21 protein-coding genes are annotated in these 19,994 nt (G+C 38.3%); 17 read left to right on the forward strand and 4 right to left on the reverse strand.

Translation table 11 applies throughout. The annotated features are described in order from the left end of the window. The first annotated feature begins 181 nt into the window (after positions 1-181). From ACULLG_RS07320 to ACULLG_RS07340, 5 genes are all read left to right on the forward strand, one after another. A complete protein-coding gene (locus ACULLG_RS07320) occupies positions 182-1,012 on the forward strand; it encodes a prephenate dehydratase (protein WP_452126116.1) in 831 nt (276 codons plus the stop codon). After that, positions 1,006-2,154: a pyridoxal phosphate-dependent aminotransferase gene (locus ACULLG_RS07325; protein WP_452126542.1), complete on the forward strand. Its 1,149-nt coding sequence runs from the start codon at positions 1,006-1,008 to the stop codon at positions 2,152-2,154. Before ACULLG_RS07320 ends, ACULLG_RS07325 begins: the two co-directional genes overlap by 7 nt. 81 nt (positions 2,155-2,235) lie before the next feature. Next, a complete protein-coding gene (locus ACULLG_RS07330; RefSeq protein WP_452126117.1) occupies positions 2,236-3,096 on the forward strand; it encodes a prephenate dehydrogenase in 861 nt (286 codons plus the stop codon). 8 nt (positions 3,097-3,104) lie between these two features. Continuing rightward, positions 3,105-4,187, forward strand: a complete 1,083-nt coding sequence (locus ACULLG_RS07335; protein ID WP_452126118.1) for a chorismate mutase — start codon at positions 3,105-3,107, stop codon at positions 4,185-4,187. A 126-nt stretch (positions 4,188-4,313) separates the two neighbouring features. Next, entirely contained in the window at positions 4,314-4,988 is a 675-nt protein-coding gene (locus ACULLG_RS07340; RefSeq protein WP_452126119.1) for a head GIN domain-containing protein, read from the forward strand. Between the two features lie 56 nt (positions 4,989-5,044). Here ACULLG_RS07340 and ACULLG_RS07345 read toward each other — a convergent pair whose 3' ends face one another. Both ACULLG_RS07345 and ACULLG_RS07350 read right to left on the reverse strand, forming a co-directional pair. Then, complete coding sequence (locus tag ACULLG_RS07345; protein ID WP_452126120.1) at positions 5,045-5,485, reverse strand: hypothetical protein; 441 nt, start codon at positions 5,483-5,485, stop codon at positions 5,045-5,047. 115 nt (positions 5,486-5,600) lie between these two features. Beyond that, positions 5,601-6,041: a hypothetical protein gene (locus ACULLG_RS07350; protein WP_452126121.1), complete on the reverse strand. Its 441-nt coding sequence runs from the start codon at positions 6,039-6,041 to the stop codon at positions 5,601-5,603. A gap of 93 nt (positions 6,042-6,134) precedes the next feature. Here ACULLG_RS07350 and rsgA point away from each other — a divergent pair, with 93 nt between their 5' ends. The 12 genes from rsgA to ACULLG_RS07410 all read left to right on the forward strand — a co-directional run bounded on the left by rsgA (position 6,135) and on the right by ACULLG_RS07410 (position 19,145). Continuing rightward, positions 6,135-7,085 (forward strand): ribosome small subunit-dependent GTPase A, encoded by a 951-nt coding sequence (rsgA, locus tag ACULLG_RS07355; RefSeq protein ID WP_452126122.1) that lies wholly within the window; start codon positions 6,135-6,137, stop codon positions 7,083-7,085. Then, positions 7,086-7,538, forward strand: coding sequence for a D-aminoacyl-tRNA deacylase (dtd, locus tag ACULLG_RS07360; protein ID WP_452126123.1), 453 nt, complete (start codon positions 7,086-7,088; stop codon positions 7,536-7,538). An 80-nt stretch (positions 7,539-7,618) separates the two neighbouring features. Then, a complete protein-coding gene (locus ACULLG_RS07365) occupies positions 7,619-9,526 on the forward strand; it encodes a DUF3857 domain-containing protein (RefSeq protein ID WP_452126124.1) in 1,908 nt (635 codons plus the stop codon). Then, positions 9,523-11,463 (forward strand): transglutaminase, encoded by a 1,941-nt coding sequence (locus ACULLG_RS07370; RefSeq protein ID WP_452126125.1) that lies wholly within the window; start codon positions 9,523-9,525, stop codon positions 11,461-11,463. Before ACULLG_RS07365 ends, ACULLG_RS07370 begins: the two co-directional genes overlap by 4 nt. A 2-nt stretch (positions 11,464-11,465) precedes the next feature. After that, positions 11,466-11,792 (forward strand): nucleotide pyrophosphohydrolase, encoded by a 327-nt coding sequence (locus tag ACULLG_RS07375; protein ID WP_452126126.1) that lies wholly within the window; start codon positions 11,466-11,468, stop codon positions 11,790-11,792. 69 nt (positions 11,793-11,861) lie between these two features. Further along, on the forward strand, positions 11,862-13,091 hold the full coding sequence (locus ACULLG_RS07380; protein ID WP_452126127.1) for a 3-phosphoshikimate 1-carboxyvinyltransferase: 1,230 nt from the start codon (positions 11,862-11,864) through the stop codon (positions 13,089-13,091). 88 nt (positions 13,092-13,179) lie between these two features. Beyond that, entirely contained in the window at positions 13,180-14,229 is a 1,050-nt protein-coding gene (queA, locus tag ACULLG_RS07385) for a tRNA preQ1(34) S-adenosylmethionine ribosyltransferase-isomerase QueA (protein WP_452126128.1), read from the forward strand. An 80-nt stretch (positions 14,230-14,309) separates the two neighbouring features. Continuing rightward, positions 14,310-15,350 (forward strand): 23S rRNA (adenine(2503)-C(2))-methyltransferase RlmN, encoded by a 1,041-nt coding sequence (rlmN, locus tag ACULLG_RS07390; protein WP_452126129.1) that lies wholly within the window; start codon positions 14,310-14,312, stop codon positions 15,348-15,350. 199 nt (positions 15,351-15,549) lie between these two features. Next, positions 15,550-16,527, forward strand: coding sequence for a polyprenyl synthetase family protein (locus tag ACULLG_RS07395; protein ID WP_452126130.1), 978 nt, complete (start codon positions 15,550-15,552; stop codon positions 16,525-16,527). A 118-nt stretch (positions 16,528-16,645) separates the two neighbouring features. Beyond that, positions 16,646-17,218 (forward strand): RNA polymerase sigma factor, encoded by a 573-nt coding sequence (locus ACULLG_RS07400; RefSeq protein WP_452126131.1) that lies wholly within the window; start codon positions 16,646-16,648, stop codon positions 17,216-17,218. Between the two features lie 11 nt (positions 17,219-17,229). After that, the gene (locus tag ACULLG_RS07405; protein WP_452126132.1) at positions 17,230-17,955 is read left to right on the forward strand and encodes a hypothetical protein; all 726 of its coding nucleotides are present in this window, start codon (positions 17,230-17,232) and stop codon (positions 17,953-17,955) included. An 86-nt stretch (positions 17,956-18,041) separates the two neighbouring features. After that, entirely contained in the window at positions 18,042-19,145 is a 1,104-nt protein-coding gene (locus ACULLG_RS07410; protein ID WP_452126133.1) for a hypothetical protein, read from the forward strand. Positions 19,146-19,220: 75 nt separating this feature from the next. Here the strand turns inward: ACULLG_RS07410 and ACULLG_RS07415 are convergent, their stop codons facing one another. Together ACULLG_RS07415 and ACULLG_RS07420 are read right to left on the reverse strand one after the other, a co-directional pair. Next, positions 19,221-19,457, reverse strand: a complete 237-nt coding sequence (locus ACULLG_RS07415; protein WP_452126134.1) for a zinc-ribbon domain-containing protein — start codon at positions 19,455-19,457, stop codon at positions 19,221-19,223. 46 nt (positions 19,458-19,503) lie between these two features. Then, positions 19,504-19,839, reverse strand: coding sequence for a DUF6150 family protein (locus ACULLG_RS07420; protein ID WP_452126135.1), 336 nt, complete (start codon positions 19,837-19,839; stop codon positions 19,504-19,506). Positions 19,840-19,994: the final 155 nt, after the last annotated feature.

The raw sequence follows: 19,994 nt of genomic DNA on the forward strand, positions 1-19,994 counted from the left end.
TCTTTTGTTTTTCAATTGAATACCTATCTTAGCCCAAGATTTTACGAAAATGACAAAGACGTATTTCTGGAACGGTTTTTATTTCTACTTCTTTTTTAAGGGAAGTACGGGACTGTTCTAGATATACACTAAGTATAAAAAAGATATGAAGTCCCGATGTAAATCGGGATTTTTTTTTGCCATGAGTTTAAAAGTAGCCATTCAAGGAATTAAAGGATCTAACCATCATCAGGTTGCAAATGATTTTTTTGGCAACAACATTGATTTGGTAGAATGTCTCTCGTTTGATACAATGATTGACCATTTGTGCAATGGCGTGGCAGATAAAGGTATTATGGCAATTGAAAATTCCATAGCAGGCTCCATAATCCCTAATTATAATCTGGTTTACCATAACAATATCCACATTATCGGGGAGCATTACTTGAGTATCCATCACAATTTGATGGTTTTGCCAGGAAGCACTATTAAAGCTATTGAGGAGGTGCACTCACATCCGATGGCATTATTACAGTGCAAGAAGTTTTTTAAGCAATATCCAGATATTAAATTGGTGGAAAGTGGTGACACTGCAGAAACCGCGAGAAGGATTAGAGCAGAAGGATTAACCAATATTGCGGCCATTGCCCCGAAAAAGGCAGCAGAACTCTATGGTTTGGAAATTATTGCGCCTGAAATTCAAACTATTAAGAACAATGCAACTCGTTTCATAGTTCTCAAAAAACAGAATAAGGTGCTTCCAAAAGAAGAAATCAACAAGGCTTCCCTGCGATTTATTACAGATCACAAAAGAGGAAGCTTGGCCACCGTATTGAATGTGATGAGTGATTGTAATCTAAACCTGACCAAAATCCAATCCTTGCCGGTGATTGAGACACCATGGAAATATGCCTTTTTTGTTGATGTCACTTTCGAGACCTATAATCAATTTGAGAAGGCCAAATCCCTGTTGGAAATTATGTCGGAAGATTTTAGGGTTTTGGGCGAATATAAAAATGCATTGGTATCATGATAACAGCTCAGCGGCTAAATACAGTTCAGGAATACTACTTCTCCAGAAAACTGAGAGAGGTCAGGGGGATGATCAATGATGGAAAACCCATTATCAATATGGGTATAGGAAGTCCTGATTTGGCCCCTTCACAAAAAGTGTTGGAAACTTTGAAAGATTCCATTGCCGATACCGGAGCACACCAATACCAAAGTTATCAAGGATTACCTGCGCTACGCGAGGCTATAGCTGACTTCTATCAAATGAAATTTGGAGTGGATGTAGATCCAGCTTCCGAAATATTGCCGTTAATGGGCTCCAAAGAAGGCATTATGCACATTAGCATGGCTTTTTTGAATGAAGGTGATGAGGTATTGTTGCCCAATCCTGGGTACCCTACCTATGCTTCAGTTACCAAATTGGTAGGGGCAGTACCTAAAACCTATGATTTAAAGGCAGAAAATGGATGGTTTCCAGATTTGGAAACACTTTCCGAACAAGATTTATCAAAAACCAAGATAATGTGGGTGAGCTATCCACATATGCCCACCGGAGCTACGGCGAATTTAGAACAACTCAAAGCATTGGTGGATTTTGCCAACACACATGAAATTTTGCTGGTAAATGATAATCCGTACAGCTTTGTGCTATCCAATAACCCCATAAGTATTTTGTCTATTGAAGGTGCCAAAAACTGCACACTTGAACTTAATAGCTTAAGCAAAACCTTTAACATGGCTGGTTGGAGAGTGGGGATGGTTTTGGGCAACAGCGAACATATCAATGCAGTACTCAAGGTAAAAAGTAATATGGATTCTGGGATGTTCTACGGTATCCAAAAAGGAGCCATTGCAGCCTTGCAAAGTGGAGCTGAATGGTTTGAAGAACTTGATAAGGTCTATACAACGAGGAGGGAATTGATGTTTCAACTGGTTGAAAAATTGGGCTGTGAATATTCGAAAGAGGCTGTGGGCATGTTCGTATGGTGCAAACTTCCTGAAGGTGCTGCTACATCTGAAGAATTTATAGATCACATATTGATCGAAAAAAACATATTTATTGCCCCTGGAACCATTTTTGGGAGCAATGGAGAAGGATATATTCGATTTTCACTTTGTGTGAAAGAAGAAAAAATTAAAGAAGCCATTAACAGATTTGAGTAGTCAGATATGAGAAATAGGTTTTTTATCAAACGCAGGGAGATAACTCTAAAATCTCAATACTCACATCTAAAATCTAGTTAAATGAATATAGCCGTTATCGGAGTTGGATTGATAGGAGGTTCTTTTGCAAAAGACATTAAACTGTTGCATTCTGACTGCAATATTATTGGAATTGATTCGAGCGAGGAAAATTTGCAAGAGGCCTTGGACCTTGGAATTATTGACCAAAAAGGCACCTATGACGAATTGGCTGACACTGAAATGGTTTTTGTTACTATTCCTGTTGATGCCCTTGTGGTAGAATTGCCCAAAATTCTGGATGCCGTAGGTGATGATACCGTTGTTATGGATGCTGGTTCGACCAAAAAGCTAATATGTGAAGCAATTGCCGACCATCCAAAGCGAAGAAATTTCTTAGCGAGCCATCCGATTGCGGGAACCGAGTTTTCTGGTCCTTCCGCTGCTATTTCAGGTCTATATGAAGGAAAGACCAATATTATTTGTGAAGTCGAAAAAACGGCTTTCAAATTGCAGGAAAGAGCACTGGAAATCTTTCAACAACTAAAAATGCGCATTCGCTATATGAATCCTGAGGCGCATGATAAACACATTGCCTACGTATCCCATTTATCACATATCAGCTCGTTTATGTTGGGAAAGACGGTTATTGAAAAAGAAAGAAATGAGCGTGATATTTTTGACATGGCGGGCAGTGGTTTCGAGAGTACGGTACGATTAGCGAAAAGTTCTCCAGACATGTGGACTCCGATTTTTGAGCAAAACAAGGAGAACGTGATTGAAACCTTGGAAGAGTACATTCAAAACCTGGAAACGTTCAAACAATTACTTGTCGACAACGATTTTGAGAATGTTTACAATGAAATGAGCAATACCAATAGAATCAAACAAATATTAAAAGGAATACCACTTACAAAACAATAAAAAAGAAGATGGAAAACAACAAGGAAATGAGAAAATGGTTGGATGATATGAATTTGCCGCACCCATTGGTGATAGCAGGTCCATGCAGTGCTGAAACTGAAGAACAGGTGCTGAAAATTGCCCACAATCTTAAAGATACCGACGTTAATTATTATCGCGCAGGAATCTGGAAACCGCGTACACGTCCAGGTAATTTTGAAGGAGTAGGTGCCATTGGATTAAAGTGGTTGCAAAAGGTAAAGGAAGAAACAGGTTTAAAAACCGCAACAGAAGTCGCAAATAGAGCCCATGTAGACCTCGCTTTGGAACATGATGTAGATCTACTTTGGATAGGAGCCCGTTCCACCGTTAGCCCATTTATTGTTCAAGAAATAGCTGATGCTCTGGAAGGAACCGATAAGGTAGTATTGGTAAAGAATCCCGTGAATCCTGATTTGTCGTTATGGTTGGGAGCGGTTGAAAGACTTTATTCCGCTAACATCCAGAAATTGGGGGTGATACACAGAGGATTTTCAACTTACGAAAAATCCAAATACAGAAACATTCCTGAATGGCAAATGGCGATTGAATTACAGTCAAAGTTTCCAGATTTACCTATCATAAACGACCCTAGCCATATCACTGGTAAGAGGGATATGATCTTTGATGTATCACAAACGGCTTTGGATTTGAATTTTGACGGTCTGATGATCGAGACACATCACGATCCTGATAATGCTTGGAGTGATGCAGCACAGCAGGTAACACCCAAAACCTTGGTTCAGATTATGAGAGATCTTCGTATACGTAAAGAAACAGATGAGGAAGCCGAATACAATAGCAAATTAAGTAATCTCAGGGCCCAAATTGATGTTATCGATAACCAATTGGTCGATACCATGGGTAAGCGAATGAAAATTTCCGATGAAATAGGAAAACTTAAAAAGCAAAAGAACGTAGCCGTACTCCAATCCAATCGATGGAATGCGATTTTAGGGAATATGATTCTTGAAGGGGAACAAAGAGGACTTAGCGAAGAATTCGTTTTACGTATGTTCAAGGCCATTCACCAAGAATCCATCAACCACCAAGAAAAGATCATCAATAGCTAGTCTTTGATTTTTAATGGTATTCAACCATTTGGGGTAGGATGATTTTCTGCTTTAAATGGTTTTTTAATTTTACACTGTAACAGTTTGCCAATTGTGCCATCTCTATATAGATTAAAGAACACTACGATGAAAAAACTTTTTACACTGGGTCTTTTGTTTCTCGCCACAGCTATTTATTCGCAACGCATGATAGATACTGAGGTTGGTGAATTTAATAAAATCAAGGTTTTTGATTTAATAGAAGTGAACCTGATTCAATCGGACGAAGATCGGATTGTAATTAAAGGTAGAAATGTGGACGACATTATATGGATGAACAAGGATGGCGTATTGAAGCTTCGAATGCAACTGGATAGAAAATTCTTGGGAGAAGACACCCTAATCGAGGTTTACTATACAAATTTGGATGTTATAGATGGTAATGAAGGAGCAAAAATTACCTGTAACGAGTTGGTTAAAAAAAACAAAATAGAACTTCGAGCGCAAGAAGGCGCAGTTATACATATTGGGATGGACGTTGAACATGCTGATATCAGAGCAGTAACTGGAGGGATTGTTCAAGCGACTGGACTAGCTAAAAATCAAAGTATCGTAATCAACACAGGCGGAATTTTCGACGGTAAGGATTTGCGCACTGCAACAACCGATATTAAAATATCAGCAGGAGGTGAGGCAGATATATTTGCTTCTGAAGTTGCCGATATCAGTGTAAAGGCGGGCGGAGACGTGCATGTCTATGGAAAGCCCAAAAAAGTATATAAGAATACTTTTATTGGTGGAAGGGTGTATATGGTGGATTAAGAAGAAGTTGATTATTGAAAAACCCCATCTTAAGATGGGGTTTTTGTTTTTAAAATCTATTTTCTGAATATATATCTGGTTATGAAAATTCCCTGACCATCGCCTTCGCCACCATCACTTTCCACGGCACTGCTCACAAAGGCAAGTTCCCAGCCATTGGTGACCATGTCGTTGATCATCGAAGATAATACCGCATCATTGGCAGCAATGTTCTGAAAACGGATTCCGGCAATATTGAAAAAGTTCAACAACTTGGTTTCTTCAAAATTCTTTACCCTTATTTTCCCTCGTTTCGATTTGTTACGGGTATTGTCATCCTCAGTTTGTACACTGGTGTATTCACGATAATCCTTGTCTTCCAGGGCATTGATGATTCTAGATCTTCCCAATCCGCTGGGTACAATGGATTCTACACTGGTAATTACCTTATACTCTTGGGCATTAAGACCAAAACTCATGGTCAATGCTAAACTTGCAACAAATAATAATTTCTTCATGATTATTTTCTTTATAACATCTGAAAGACAAGCGCAAATGTTAAAGGGTTGCATGCGGGCCATAAAAAAGCCCTTTGATTTTTCAAAGGGCTTTATTGAAAGAAAATGTAATTTTTTATTTCTTGAAAATATATCGGGTAATAAAAATACCTTTTCCATCACCTTTTCCACCTTCACTTTCAACAGCACTTGTAACAAAGGCCAATTCCCATCCGTTGGCAACCATATCGTTGATCATGGAAGAAAGCAATGCATCGTTGGCAGCAATGTTTTGGAATCGGATACCACCAATGTTGTAAAAGTTCAACAATTTGGTTTCTTCAAAATTCTTTACACGGATTTCTCCACGTTTTGATTTGTTCCTTGTATTGTCTTCATCAGTTTGCACACTGGTATATTCTCTATAATCTTTATCCTCCAAGGCATTAACGATTCTGGAACGTCCCAAACCGTTTGGTACAATGGATTCCACGCTGGTAATAACCTTAAATTGTTGTGCATTCATTTCAACTGTTGCAGCTAGGGCTATCACTGCGATAAAAAAGATTTTTTTCATGATTAGAATTTTTTGGTTTAATAAACTGTTAACTACATATATCGTACCAATTAGAGGATTATTGTTTCTTTGCAATGAAAATTTTAACAAATAATGCAAGGAACTGTTTATAAATCTACTGGCAGCTGGTACACCGTAAAGGCGGAAGACGGTAGTTTTTATGAATGCCGTATAAAGGGAAAGTTCCGTATAAAAGGCATTAAAAGCACCAATCCCATAGCTGTTGGGGATGAAGTTATATTTGATTTGGAAAAGGTTGGTGATGAAACTGTGGCAGTTATTAGAGAAATTAAGGAGCGGAAAAACTATATCATCCGTAAATCAGTAAACCTGTCCAAACAGACCCACATCATAGCAACGAACTTAGATCAGGTATTTTTATTGGTTACTTTGAACAATCCGCCAACCTTTACCAGTTTTATAGACCGTTTTTTGGTAACGGCCGAAGCTTATGACATTCCGGTAGTGCTCCTGTTCAACAAGATGGATGTTTATGATGAAGATGAAATGGTGGAAGTGGATTATTTGGTACAGTTATACAAAGAAATCGGATATAATTGTATAGAAATTGCGGCCAAAGAAGGGGATAATGTAGATCAAGTTCGGGAATTGATGCTTGGAAAAACCAGCATGTTTGCAGGTCATTCAGGTGTGGGGAAATCCACATTGGTCAATGCTTTGGAACCTGGATTGAAACTAAAAACAGCCGAAATTTCCCAGCAGCACCTTCAAGGGCAGCACACCACCACATTCGCCGAAATGTACGACCTTTCCTTTGATGCTCGGATTATAGATACTCCGGGAATTAAAGGTTTTGGCATTGTGGACATGGACGAGGATGAAATAGGGGATTATTTTCCAGAATTTTTCAAACTGAAATCAGAATGTAAATTCAATAATTGTCTGCATTTGGACGAACCCAAATGTGCCATCAAAAATGCGCTGGAAAATGATGCCATTTCGTGGAGTCGTTATCGTAGCTATGTGCAAATGCTTACAGGGGAAGAAGATAACTATCGAGTTGACATCCATAAAGAGCGCTAGATGAGAGCGGTAATACAACGAGTTTCCAAAGCAAGCGTTACTGTAGGTGGAAAGATTATCTCGAATATTGACCATGGACTACTTGTTTTATTGGGAATTGAAGACTCAGATAACAAAGAAGATATTAAATGGCTTTCCAACAAAATTGTCAACCTTCGGATTTTCAATGATGATGAAGGAGTAATGAATCGCTCCGTTCAAGATATAAATGGAGATGTCATTGTGGTAAGTCAGTTTACTTTGCATGCCCTGACAAAAAAGGGAAATCGTCCATCCTATATTAAAGCCTCAAAACCGGATGTCGCTATTCCAATATATGAGGATTTTGTTCAACAAATAGAGCAGAGTTTAGGTAAAAAAGTTGGAACCGGCATTTTTGGTGCAGACATGAAAGTTGATTTATTAAATGATGGCCCTGTTACCATTTTTATAGATACAAAAAACAGGGAATGATGACCTTTAATCGAATTTGTTTTTATATTTTGTAGGAAAATCAACATTTTAGTACCAGTTAAATCAACCTACCAACCTCAATGCGATTTCTTACCTTTTGTTTCTTTCTACTAGTTTCTTGTTTTTCATTTTCCCAAAAGTTTAAATTTTCTGAAATCCCTCCGGAACTTCTGCAGAATGCCGATGCAGTTGCGAGAATTGATGCTATGGATATTCAAGTAGAGGCCTTGGACAAAATGACCCATATTACCCAGTTAGCGATTACGGTTCTTAATAAAGACGGAGATAATTTTGCGAGAACAAGGGCTTTTTACGATAAGGAGAAAAAAATCAAAAACATAGAAGCCTTCGTTTATGATGCCGAGGGCAACGAAATAGAACATATTAAGCGAAAAGACTTTAGAGACATTGCCGCGGTTGACGGTTTTTCTTTGTATTTGGATGATAGGTTACTATTCTATCGATATGTTCCAATACAATATCCATACACCGTAGAATTCATTTGTGAAGTTGAAACATCGGACACTGGTGTAGTGCCACAGTGGTATTTTATATCGGGCTATGGCATTTCAGTTGAGCAAAGTAGATACTCAATTTCGTACCCTTCTCAAGATTTGAAACCTGTGGTTGTTGAAAATAACTTATCGGATCTTGTTTTTGACAAAAAGGAGGAAAACAACAATATTACCTATACTTCAAATAACATTACGGCGCTTAAAGGGGAAAGTTTAAGTCCACCCTTCAACACTTTTTGCCCAAAATTATCGGTTAGATTGCCCAATTTCCATTACAAAGGATACAACGCCAAAATTGATAATTGGAAAGAAATGGGCTTGTGGATTGATAAAAATCTATTGTCAGGAAGAACCAATTTGGAGGAAGGTACCATAGCCAAGGCAAAAGAGCTGGTCAAAGATGTAGATGATGATTTGGAAAAGGCGAAAATTATATATCAATATGTTCAAGATCACACAAGGTATATAAGTGTTCAAATTGGGATAGGAGGCTTTCAACCCATTAGTGCTATTGAGGTAGATGAGGTGAAATATGGAGACTGTAAAGGACTTTCCAACTACACTAAAGCCCTTTTGGAAGCTGTTGGAGTTGAATCTTACTATGTTGTTGTCCAGGCAGGAAATACTAAAGTCGATTTTACTGACGATTTTGCGGATTTAGCACAGGGAAATCATGCTATTTTAACTATTCCCTATAAAGGCAAGTATTACTGGATTGATTGTACTTCCCAAGTACACCCATTTGGTTTCATAGGGGATTTTACGGATGACAGAAAAGTATTGGTGGTAAAACCTGAAGGTGGTGAGATAGTTAAGACCACTGCTTACTTAAATGAAGACAACCACCAAAATATCGTATCCCAATATCAAGTTTTGGCTGATGGATCAATCCAAGGAGACGTTACAATTGAAACACAGGGAGTTCAATACGATAATCGATTTGGAATTAAAGGAAGGTCAAAGGAAGATATAATCACACACTATCGAGAGTTTTGGGGAAATATCAACGGTCTCGAAATCGATGATTACAACTTTACAAACAATAAAGAAGAAGTGGTTTTTACTGAAAAAGTAAATATTAGGGCCGTGGATTACGCTTCTAAAAATGGGGATGACCTTATAATTCCGGTCAATGCTTTCAACAACAATGGTTATGTGCCAACAAGGTATAGAAACAGAAAATTGCCATTTAGAATACAACGGGGTTTTTTGGATGAAGACGAGTGCATAATTGAATTACCAAAAAATTTCTCCGTTGGTCAGTTACCTCAAAAAATAACCAAAACAACAAAATTTGGAAGTTATGAAGCAGAGGTTACCAAACAAGCAGATAACAAGCTTTTGTACAAAAGGAGGCTTCTCGTTCTAAAAGGAGATTATCCCAAGGAAGAATACAATTCCTATCGAACGTTTAGACGATTTGTGGCTAAAAATGACAACCTAAAACTTATAATAACAAACCAAAACCAATGAGCAAGAATGTAATTGTTATCCTGACATTTGTATTAGGATTTACTGTAAACGCCCAAGACTTCAAATTCAGAAAAGTTTCCAAAGAAGAATTAAAAGAGAGCGTGTACGCCAAAGATTCTTCGGCACCGGCAGCATACCTGTATCATAAGAGGAGCTCATACTATAGGTACTCCAAGGGCGAAGGGCTTCTTTTGATTACCGAAATTCATAAGCGGATTAAAATTTATTCCAAGGATGGTTTTGATTATGCAACGGAAACCATAGACCTCTACAAAGGCAGTTCTGAAGAAAAGGCTTCTTCCATAAAAGGATACACCTATACCTTGGAAGGAGACGATATTGTAGAGACAAAACTGGGAAAAGATGGAATCTTTAAAACCCAACAATCAAAGAACAGAAATCAGGTCAAATTCACCATGCCCAATGTGAAGTCAGGCTCTGTGGTTGAGTTTACCTACAAGGTTATTTCTCCATATGTGCAGAGTATTGATGAATTTGTTTTTCAAGATGCGATCCCAATTAAAAAACTTGAGGCCAGAATGCGAATCTTGGAATATTTTAAGTTCAAACAAAGACAAAAAGGTTTTCTGACTCTTATTCCAAAAGTGGAAACCGTCAGAGATCCGAATCTCGATCTTTTGATAACGGAAACTGAGTTTAAGCTCGAAGACGTTCCCGCACTTAAAAAAGAAAAATTTGTTTCCAACATTAGAAATTATCGTTCAGGTGTAAAATTTGAAATAGTATCTCTAGAGATTCCTGGGCGAACACATAATGTATATTCCAAATCGTGGGATGACGTTGTAAAAACCATATACAAAAGTGATTCATTTGGAAGTGAACTGAATAAAACCAATTATTTTAAAGAAGACCTGGATGCAGAACTTGTAGGGGTAACGGGCGAAGTAAATAGAGTTAAGAAGGTTCTGGAATTTGCTAAAAAGAAGGTAAAATGGAATTCCTTCCGAGGCTATGGAACCTATGAGGGTACAAAAAAGGCATACAAAGAGGGAACAGGTAACAGTGCCGATATCAATTTAATGCTTGTTGCCATGCTGAAACATGCAAATATTACCGCACACCCAGTTTTGGTAAGCACAAGGGATCATGGGGTGCCATTATTCCCGACCCTACAAGGTTATAATTATGTGGTGGCAGCGGCCAAAATAGGAGGTGAATATCGTCTGTTAGATGCCACAAACAGCTATACAACTTTGGATGTACTTCCCACAAGAAGTTTAAACTGGTTGGGTAGAATGGTTGCTGAAAATGGAAACTCGGAGATTATGGATTTAATGCCAAGAAAAAAATCTGTGGACATGGTCATGATGAATGTGGATTTAAATGAAGATGGATCAATCGATGCTAAGTTGGGGCAGCAGTATACCAATAACAATGCTTATTTGTTTAGAAATGCCTTTAATGAAGGAACAGAAGAGTCGTATTTGGAAGAATTGGAAAAAGAGCAGGGTGATATTGAAATATCGGATTATGAGCTCAAAAATAACGAAGCGCTGGACAAACCCATAATCCAAAATTATAACCTGTTTAAAGAAGATGCGGTCGAGACCATAGCCAACAAACTATACTTTTCTCCAATGTTCCATTTTTGCACCATGGAAAACCCCTTCAAATCCGAAAAAAGGGAGTATCCAATCGATTATGGATTTCCATGGGAAGATAAATACTTGATAAACATCAAAATTCCTGAAGGATACAAAGTGGAATCCTTGCCACAATCCGTGGCCTTAAAATTGCCAGAGAACTTGGGCTCGTTCAGGTATATGGTTTCCTCAAATGGAGGGAACATAAGTTTAAATGCTCAGATTTCCAGTAACACAGCGGTAGTTCCGGCCCAATACTATGACAGTTTAAAAGAATTTTACAGACAAGTTGTTGAAAAAGAAACGGAAAAAGTAGTTTTGTCAAAAATATAAGCATGAACATCCAAAACGCCCAAGAAGCAGTAGATGAATGGATTAAGGCCCATGGCGTTCGTTATTTTAACGAACTTACCAATATGGCACAGCTGACAGAGGAAGTAGGCGAGGTGGCAAGAATTATTGCTAGACGCTACGGAGAACAAAGCGAAAAGGAGACAGATAAGGCCAAAGATTTGGGTGAAGAATTGGCCGATGTACTTTTTGTGGTTTTGTGCTTAGCCAATCAGACTGGAGTGGATTTACAAAAGTCTTTTGACAAAAAATTGGAAATAAAGACCAAACGGGACCACGATCGTCACCATAATAACGAAAAACTCAAATAAAAAGGAATACATCACAGCCCGATAAAGCGGTTTTTTCTAGTTTTGGGGTTTCAATCAAACCAGAAGTATTTGAGACTCCAACTTTCCTTTTCGAACAGCAAAAAAATCATTAAATCTGTAAAGATTACTGGCTCCAAAAGTGAGACCAACCGATCTTTGTTGCTGCAGGCACTTTTCCCCAATATCAAAATAGAAAACAAGTCCAATTCCGATGACGGTCAGGTCATGCAAGCGGGGTTGAAAAAAACAATCGGGGAGGTTGATATCCATCATGCAGGTACCGCTATGCGGTTTTTAACAGGATATTTCGCTTCGCAAGGAGGAAAAGAGGTTGTTTTAACAGGGTCCAAAAGAATGAAGGAACGACCGATCAAGGTTTTGGTCGAGGCACTTCGAACCTTGGGCGCACAAATTACCTATGAAAACCAAGAAGGATACCCACCCATAAAAATTACTGGAAAACGATTGACCAAAAGCAAAGTGTCCCTTCCAGCGAACATTAGCAGTCAATATATTTCCTCATTGTTGCTCATAGCTCCCAGTTTGGAAAATGGACTGGAACTTGAGCTTTTAGGTAAAATCACCTCCGTTCCCTATATAAAAATGACCTTGGGTCTATTAAATCAGATCGGGGTTGCCACCCAATTTGAGGGAAACACCATAAAAGTAGAACCCAAACAAAAAGTAGCCGACACTACTTTAGTAGTGGAATCTGATTGGAGCTCAGCCAGTTATTTTTATAGCATTGTGGCCTTGTGCGACGTGGGAACTGAAATGCAATTGTCATCCTACAAAGAAAATTCGTTACAAGGAGACAGTGTCTTAACCAAGATTTACAATGATTTTGGCGTTGAGACCAGCTTTACAGATAATCAGATTACCCTTTCAAAAACAAAAAAATGCGAGTTTGATAAGGTTGAATATAACCTTGCCAATGCACCGGATATAGCACAAACCATTTCAGTTACCTGTTTGGGTCTTGGGATAGGTTGTCATCTTACAGGTCTGCATACCTTGCCCATAAAGGAAACAGATCGCTTGGGTGCAATGAAGACAGAATTGGAAAAATTTGGGGCAAAAGTGGACATTGATACCGAAAGTTTGACTTTCCAGCCTTGTAAAGACATTAATACGGATGTTTCTGTAGATACCTACAATGATCATCGTATGGCGATGGCATTTGGACCCTTAGGGCTGTGTACATCCTTGAAAATCAATGATGCAGGAGTGGTTTCTAAATCTTATCCCGACTTCTGGAATGACCTTGAAACATTGGGTTTTACTATCAATAAGATGTAATTCGCATTTATTCAACAAAATACTTGACATCCCCTATGTCGAGATTGTATATTTGCCCTCTTTTTAAAAACATCCAAAAGAAGCCTACATGAAATTATCAAACTTCAACTTTGAATTACCTAACGAATTATTGGCGGAGTATCCTGCAGAAAATAGGGATGAGTCCAAACTAATGGTAATTCATCGTGAGACCGGAAAAATTGAGCATAAAATGTTCAAGGACCTAATCGATTATTTTGATGAAGGAGACGTTATGGTCTTGAACAATACCAAGGTTTTTCCTGCAAGACTATATGGAAACAAAGAAAAAACGGGAGCACGTATCGAAGTTTTCCTCTTACGTGAATTAAACCAAGAACAACGTCTATGGGATGTTTTGGTTGATCCAGCCAGAAAAATCCGAATTGGAAACAAACTTTATTTTGGTGATGATGAGAGCTTGGTAGCTGAAGTAATTGATAATACAACCTCCAGGGGAAGAACATTGCGTTTTCTCTATGATGGATCATATACCGATTTTAGAAGAAAACTTCGCGAGTTGGGTCAAACACCACTGCCAAAATACATTAAGAGGGATGTTGAACCGGAAGATGAAGAACGCTACCAGACTATCTACGCGAAATACGAAGGAGCTGTAGCTGCACCTACGGCCGGACTTCACTTTTCTAAACATTTATTGAAAAGATTGGAAATTAAAGGACTTGATTTTGCTGAAGTCACCCTCCATGTTGGATTGGGAACCTTTAACCCGGTTGAGGTAGAAGACCTGTCCAAGCACAAAATGGATAGCGAGGAATTGGTGATTGATGAAAAAGCCACCGAAATTGTGAACAATGCTAAGCAAAACAAAAAAAGAGTGTGTGCTGTGGGAACTACCGTGATGCGCGGTTTGGAAAGCGCAGTTTCGTCTGAACATACCCTAAATACATTTGAAGGATGGACCAATAAGTTCATTTTCCCACCATACGATTTCAGCATAGCCAATTGTATGATTACCAATTTCCATTTACCAAAATCAACTTTGTTGATGATGGTTTCCGCTTTTATTGGGCATGATTTGATGAAGAAAGCATACAAACAAGCAATTTTAGAGGGGTATCGTTTTTACTCCTACGGAGATGCCATGCTGATTATATAAAAGATATTGGTACATAAACCATAAATAGAAATCCCGTTGGGCGAAAACCTTACGGGATTTTTCTTGACTATATTTGACCAGTGGATTTAAAAAAGAAGGACATACGAGCCCTTTCAAAAGAACAGCTTCGCGACTTTTTTGTTGCACAAGGTGATAAAGCTTTTCGAGGAAATCAGGTGTACGAGTGGTTATGGCAAAAGTCCGCACATTCCTTTGAGGGTATGACCAATGTTTCCAAGGAGACCCGTCAGATGCTCGAGGATAACTTTGTTATCAACCACATTCAGGTAGACCAAATGCAACGGAGTTCTGATGGGACCATCAAAAATGCCGTTCGACTCCATGACGGATTAATAGTGGAGTCTGTACTTATTCCTACGGAAACAAGAACTACAGCCTGTGTATCAAGTCAGGTGGGTTGTAGTTTGGATTGTAAATTTTGCGCTACAGCCCGGTTAAAGCGTATGCGTAACCTTAATCCGGATGAAATTTATGACCAAGTTGTTGCTATAGACAAGGAAAGTAGACTTTATTTTAATCGACCATTAAGCAATATAGTGTTTATGGGAATGGGAGAGCCCTTGATGAACTATAACAATGTGCTCAAGGCGATTGAAAAAATAACTTCCCCTGAAGGACTAGGAATGTCACCAAAGAGGATTATTGTTTCCACCTCCGGTGTTCCCAAAATGATTAAAAAAATGGCAGACGAAGAGGTGAAATTTGGATTGGCCGTTTCATTACATTCAGCAATTGATGAGGTGCGTACTTCCATAATGCCCTTCAATGCCACTTTTCCTTTAAAGGATTTGAGGGAAGCATTGGAGTATTGGTACAGCAGGACAAAAAATAGGATTACCTATGAATATGTGGTTTGGGATGGAATCAATGATACCCCGGAAGCCGCAAATGCTTTGGTCAAATTCTGCAAATTTGCGCCATCAAAAGTAAACCTGATAGAATACAACCCAATTGACGATGGTGAATTCCAACAGGCGTCTTCAGATGCAGTTCAGATGTATCAGAATATTTTGGAGCGAAACGGCATTACCGTAACGGTAAGAAGATCACGGGGGAAGGATATTGATGCTGCTTGTGGACAGTTGGCCAATAAAAGCTAAATTCAATTATCAATTATCAATTATCAATTATCAATTATCAATTCTTCATTGTTAATTGTCGATTGTCCATTGTCCATTGTCCACGGTAGATTATCGATGGATTTGCCCAACCAAACTAAATCTCAAAGATTCTAATCATCAACTCTTCCATTTTCCCTACTTTTAAGCTCTCAAAACCGAATTCACCAAACCTGAGGTATTGAAGATAGTTTCGCAAATTAGGGAGCCTATTGAACAGGAGATGGAACTTTTTGAAGAAAAGTTCTTGAAATCCATGTCATCTAAAGTGGCGCTTTTCAATCGTATTACATATTACATTGTAAATCGAAAGGGAAAGCAAATGCGACCTATGTTTGTTTTTCTTACCGCCAAGTTGATAAATGGGGGCAAAGTGAACGATAGAACCTATTGTGGGGCCTCTATTATCGAATTGATTCACACAGCCAGCTTGGTTCATGATGACGTTGTCGATGATAGCCACAAACGACGGGGCTTTTTCTCCATAAATGCACTCTGGAAAAATAAAATCGCCGTTTTAGTGGGAGATTTCCTTTTCTCAAAAGGAGTATTGGTTGCATTGGAAAACAAAGATTATGACTTACTTCATATTATTTCCAATTCAGTAAAGGATATGAGTGAGGGCGAACTACTTCAGATTGAAAAAGCCCGTTTACTGGACATTACAGAAGAGGTTTACTATAACATTATTCGTCAAAAGACAGCTACCTTGATTGCCGCATGCTGCAGTATGGGAGCATGTTCCGTGAAACCAGATACCGAACATGTAGAAACCTTTAGGAAATTTGGAGAGCTTTGCGGTATGGCATTTCAAATAAAAGATGACCTTTTTGATTATGGTGCCGAGAAAATAGGAAAACCTACTGGAATAGATATCAAAGAGCAAAAAATGACCTTGCCGTTAATCTACGCGCTCAACAAGAGTGATGATGAAAAAAGACGCTGGTTGATCAATTCCATTAAAAATCACAATAAAGACAAAAAGAGGGTTAAGGAGGTCATTGCCTATGTTAAGGAGATGGGTGGACTGGAATATGCCGTGACCAAAATGCTAGAGTTTAAAGATGAAGCATTGTCTTTGTTGAATAACTACCCTGATTCAGACCATAAAAGCGCCCTTACCCTTATGGTCAACTATGTGGTGGACCGAAAAAAATAACCTTGTCATATCGAGCGCAGTCGAGATGTGGGTTTTGGAACCACAAAAATTTCTTCTCAGGCAACCATTTTGAAACTGACCTCGTCTATCTTTATAAGAACAAAACCGGGAACCACTGTTGAAGATTATTTCTTTATATACCAATGAAAGGCAATTGATAAAAAGGGCAATTGCGGGCAATAGACAGGCCCATCAATTTCTTTATGAAAAGTACGCTTCTAAAATGTTGAGTGTGTGCAGACAATATATTAAAGATGCACAATTTGCCGAAGATGTAATGGTGAATGGATTTGTAAAGGTTTTTGAAAATTTGACATCCTTTCAACATCTAGGAAGTTTTGAAGGTTGGATTCGGAAAATTATGGTGAGGGAGAGTATTTCATACTTACGCAAAAAGCAATTTGTTGTTTATGATGATGAGGTGTTGGAATCAAGACCAAGAGAAGCGAATGAAAGTACATCAATATTGGATGTGGAATATGTGCAGCAGTTAATAGATAACCTACCTGAGGGATATAAAATGGTGTTTTTGCTCTATGCCATTGAAGGATACAAACATCATGAGATTGCAGAAATATTGGAAATTTCAGAAGGCACATCAAAATCACAGTTGTTCAAGGCGCGGAAAATGCTCCAAGAAAATTTAAAATTAAAAGGAATGTCACCTCGAGCGCAGTCGAGAGGTAAATAGACTGAAAGGTTATGGAAAAGTTGGAAAAACACATCAAAAAATCCCTGGAAGAGCGTAGAATTGACCCTTCAGGGCAGGCTTGGGACAAGATTTCTGACCAAGTTAAGGTTACTGAAGTGCAATCAAGGAAAAAATGGCCAATGTATGCTGTAGCAGCAAGTTTTATTGGGGTTATTTTGGTTTCCATTTTCTTTTTTCAAACAGAAATTCCATCGGAAAATACTCCGCAAATGGTGGACATGGAAACTCCTAAAGAAGAACCTGATCAGCTCAATGATGACAGCTTATTTCCGTTGGAAATTGAACCAAATAAAACTGAAGTGGTTATAACCGAAATAGAAAAGACGGTAATCGAAGGTTCAGATGTGGATCAGGTCGCATTCACGGTGTCTGAAGAAAAGACATCCGAAGTAATCAAAAATGAACCTTTAAAGGATGAGATTTTAAATGTGCCAGATGGGTTGATTGCCCAAAAAGTTAACGAAGTTGTCGCTCAAGTTACCTTATTGGAGAACATGAACAGCCAAGTTAGCGATGCCGAGGTAGATTCCCTTCTTAGAGCGGCTCAGCAGCAGATTCTTACTGACAAACTGTTTGAATCGGACAAGGTAGATGCGATGGCTTTGCTCACCCAGGTTGAAGATGAGCTGGACGAATCCTTTAGGGATCAAATATTTTATGCCCTCAAAGATGGCTACTTTAAACTACGAACTGCTGTCGCCGACCGGAACAATTAAAAATATTCATCAATCAAAGACCCTTTTTACTTTCCCTTTCCTTCATTGGGAAGGGGAGGAAGAGAGGGATAAAATCAAAATCAATCATGAGAAATCTTACACTGTTTTTTGCAGTAATGTTACTGTCTTTCCTAAGCCAAAACCTTTTTGGACAAGAAGATTATGAGAATGAAATAGAACACCTAAAAGCACAAAAAGAGAAAATTATCCAACAAGAAAAAGATGCCCTTAAAAAGGAGGTCAAGGATATAAACCAACGTCTGGACCGCGGAGCGTTAACTGTAGAAGAAGCCAAACTGTTAAAGGCCGAAGTGGCCAAAAAAAGGGCATTGAACATTGAAAACCGCGTGGCGATCATTGAAAATAAGATACTGCTGATCCATAGAAATCGAGGTGAAATGTTGACTTTGTCCGAAATGGATTCCATATATGATGGCCGTGTAAGATTTGGAATCGATATTAATGGCAAACATTCCTTTTTTAAAAACCGTCGGAGGAGTAACGAAATAGTACAAGATAGGCGTACATATTCTGATTTGGTAGTGGCTTTTGGCTTGAACAATGCCTTAATTCATGGAGAATCTTTCTCTAACTCACCTTACAAATATTTGGGAAGTCGTTTTTTTGAAATAGGATATGCTTGGAATACCCGAGTATTCAAAAACAGCAATTGGTTACGATTAAAATATGGACTTTCATTCCAATTTAATGGATTAAAACCTACTGAGAATAGACTTTTCCTTCAAGATGGAAATAGTGGTTTTCCAAGGGTTGTTTTGACGACAATTCCTGATGAAGATGGAGAGGTTTGGGAGTTGTCAAAATCAAAATTCCGTATGGATAGTTTTATAGTTCCAATACATTTTGAGTTTGGCCCTTCAACAAAAAAAGAATACGGGGACTATTACCGATATAGTACACACAAACAATTCAAGATGGGCGTTGGCGGATACGTTGGGTTCAATTATAAAAACGTGCAAAAAGTCAAAAGCAAAACGGGATATTTTCAAATACCACCAAGCCTTTCGGGTTTTGGAGATGGTGGTAATCAGAGAACCATATTTGGATTAAGTAGTTATATGGGCTTTGACGATGCTTCTCTATATTTCAAGTATGAACTTACACAGATTTTTCCAGGTCCTTCTACCAAACAAAACAATATTTCCTTAGGCCTTCGGTTCGATTTATAACCAACCAACTGCTATTTTGTCAATTCGAGCGAAGTCAGGTGTTAAATCCACCACTTGTCTTGGCTCGGTTTGATTTTATATGGACTTTTCCATCTCAGGTGAGAAATCTTCCTTATAAAAACCACGTTTGCAGTGTGAACATTCGGCAAACATTGAGGTCTTCAATTTAAAGACAGGAATCCAGAACAAATGCACATAGTTGGGTTGGGAAACCATGTTCAAAGTACCTATTTGTGAACAATGCGGACAGGAAACATGGTATAATGTTTTGGTTTCTTTTTTACCGGGACGTGTACCGAAGAATAAAATCATGATCGTAAAACTACTATTCTTGCGGCAATATTGCCATATTTCAATGCTAATACATGAAATGTTGTTTGGATCTATCTTTCCAGCCTGATTTATATTCCGAATCCACAAAAAATACTTTTAAGTCCGCTTTATATACGGCGTCCGTGAAGTAAATTTTCTTTACTGCCTTGTATTCAGCATCCGTGAAGGACCATTTCCCTTCATTTCCCTTGGCTTTGTATTCAGCATCTACCTTATATACTAAAAGATCAGCTTGGTACTCTTGACCTACAACAAAAACTTTGACATCTGCTTTATATTCTTGGTCTACTGAATAAACTTTTTGTGCGTCTAAACCATTAATGGTGAACAGTAACATAGCAATGGAAAATAGTGCTTTCATATTCTAAATTTTAAATCATGAGCTAACAAACATATAAGTTGATTTTTTAAATCAAGTTTTGTTCCAAAGAAGAGATTAACAATGGATAAGAAGTGTTTAGTCCTGATTTCAAGCAAAAAAATACCGTGATATGGTCCGGAAAAGGGCCATAATCA

Source organism: Flagellimonas sp. 2504JD1-5, assembly GCF_053618295.1.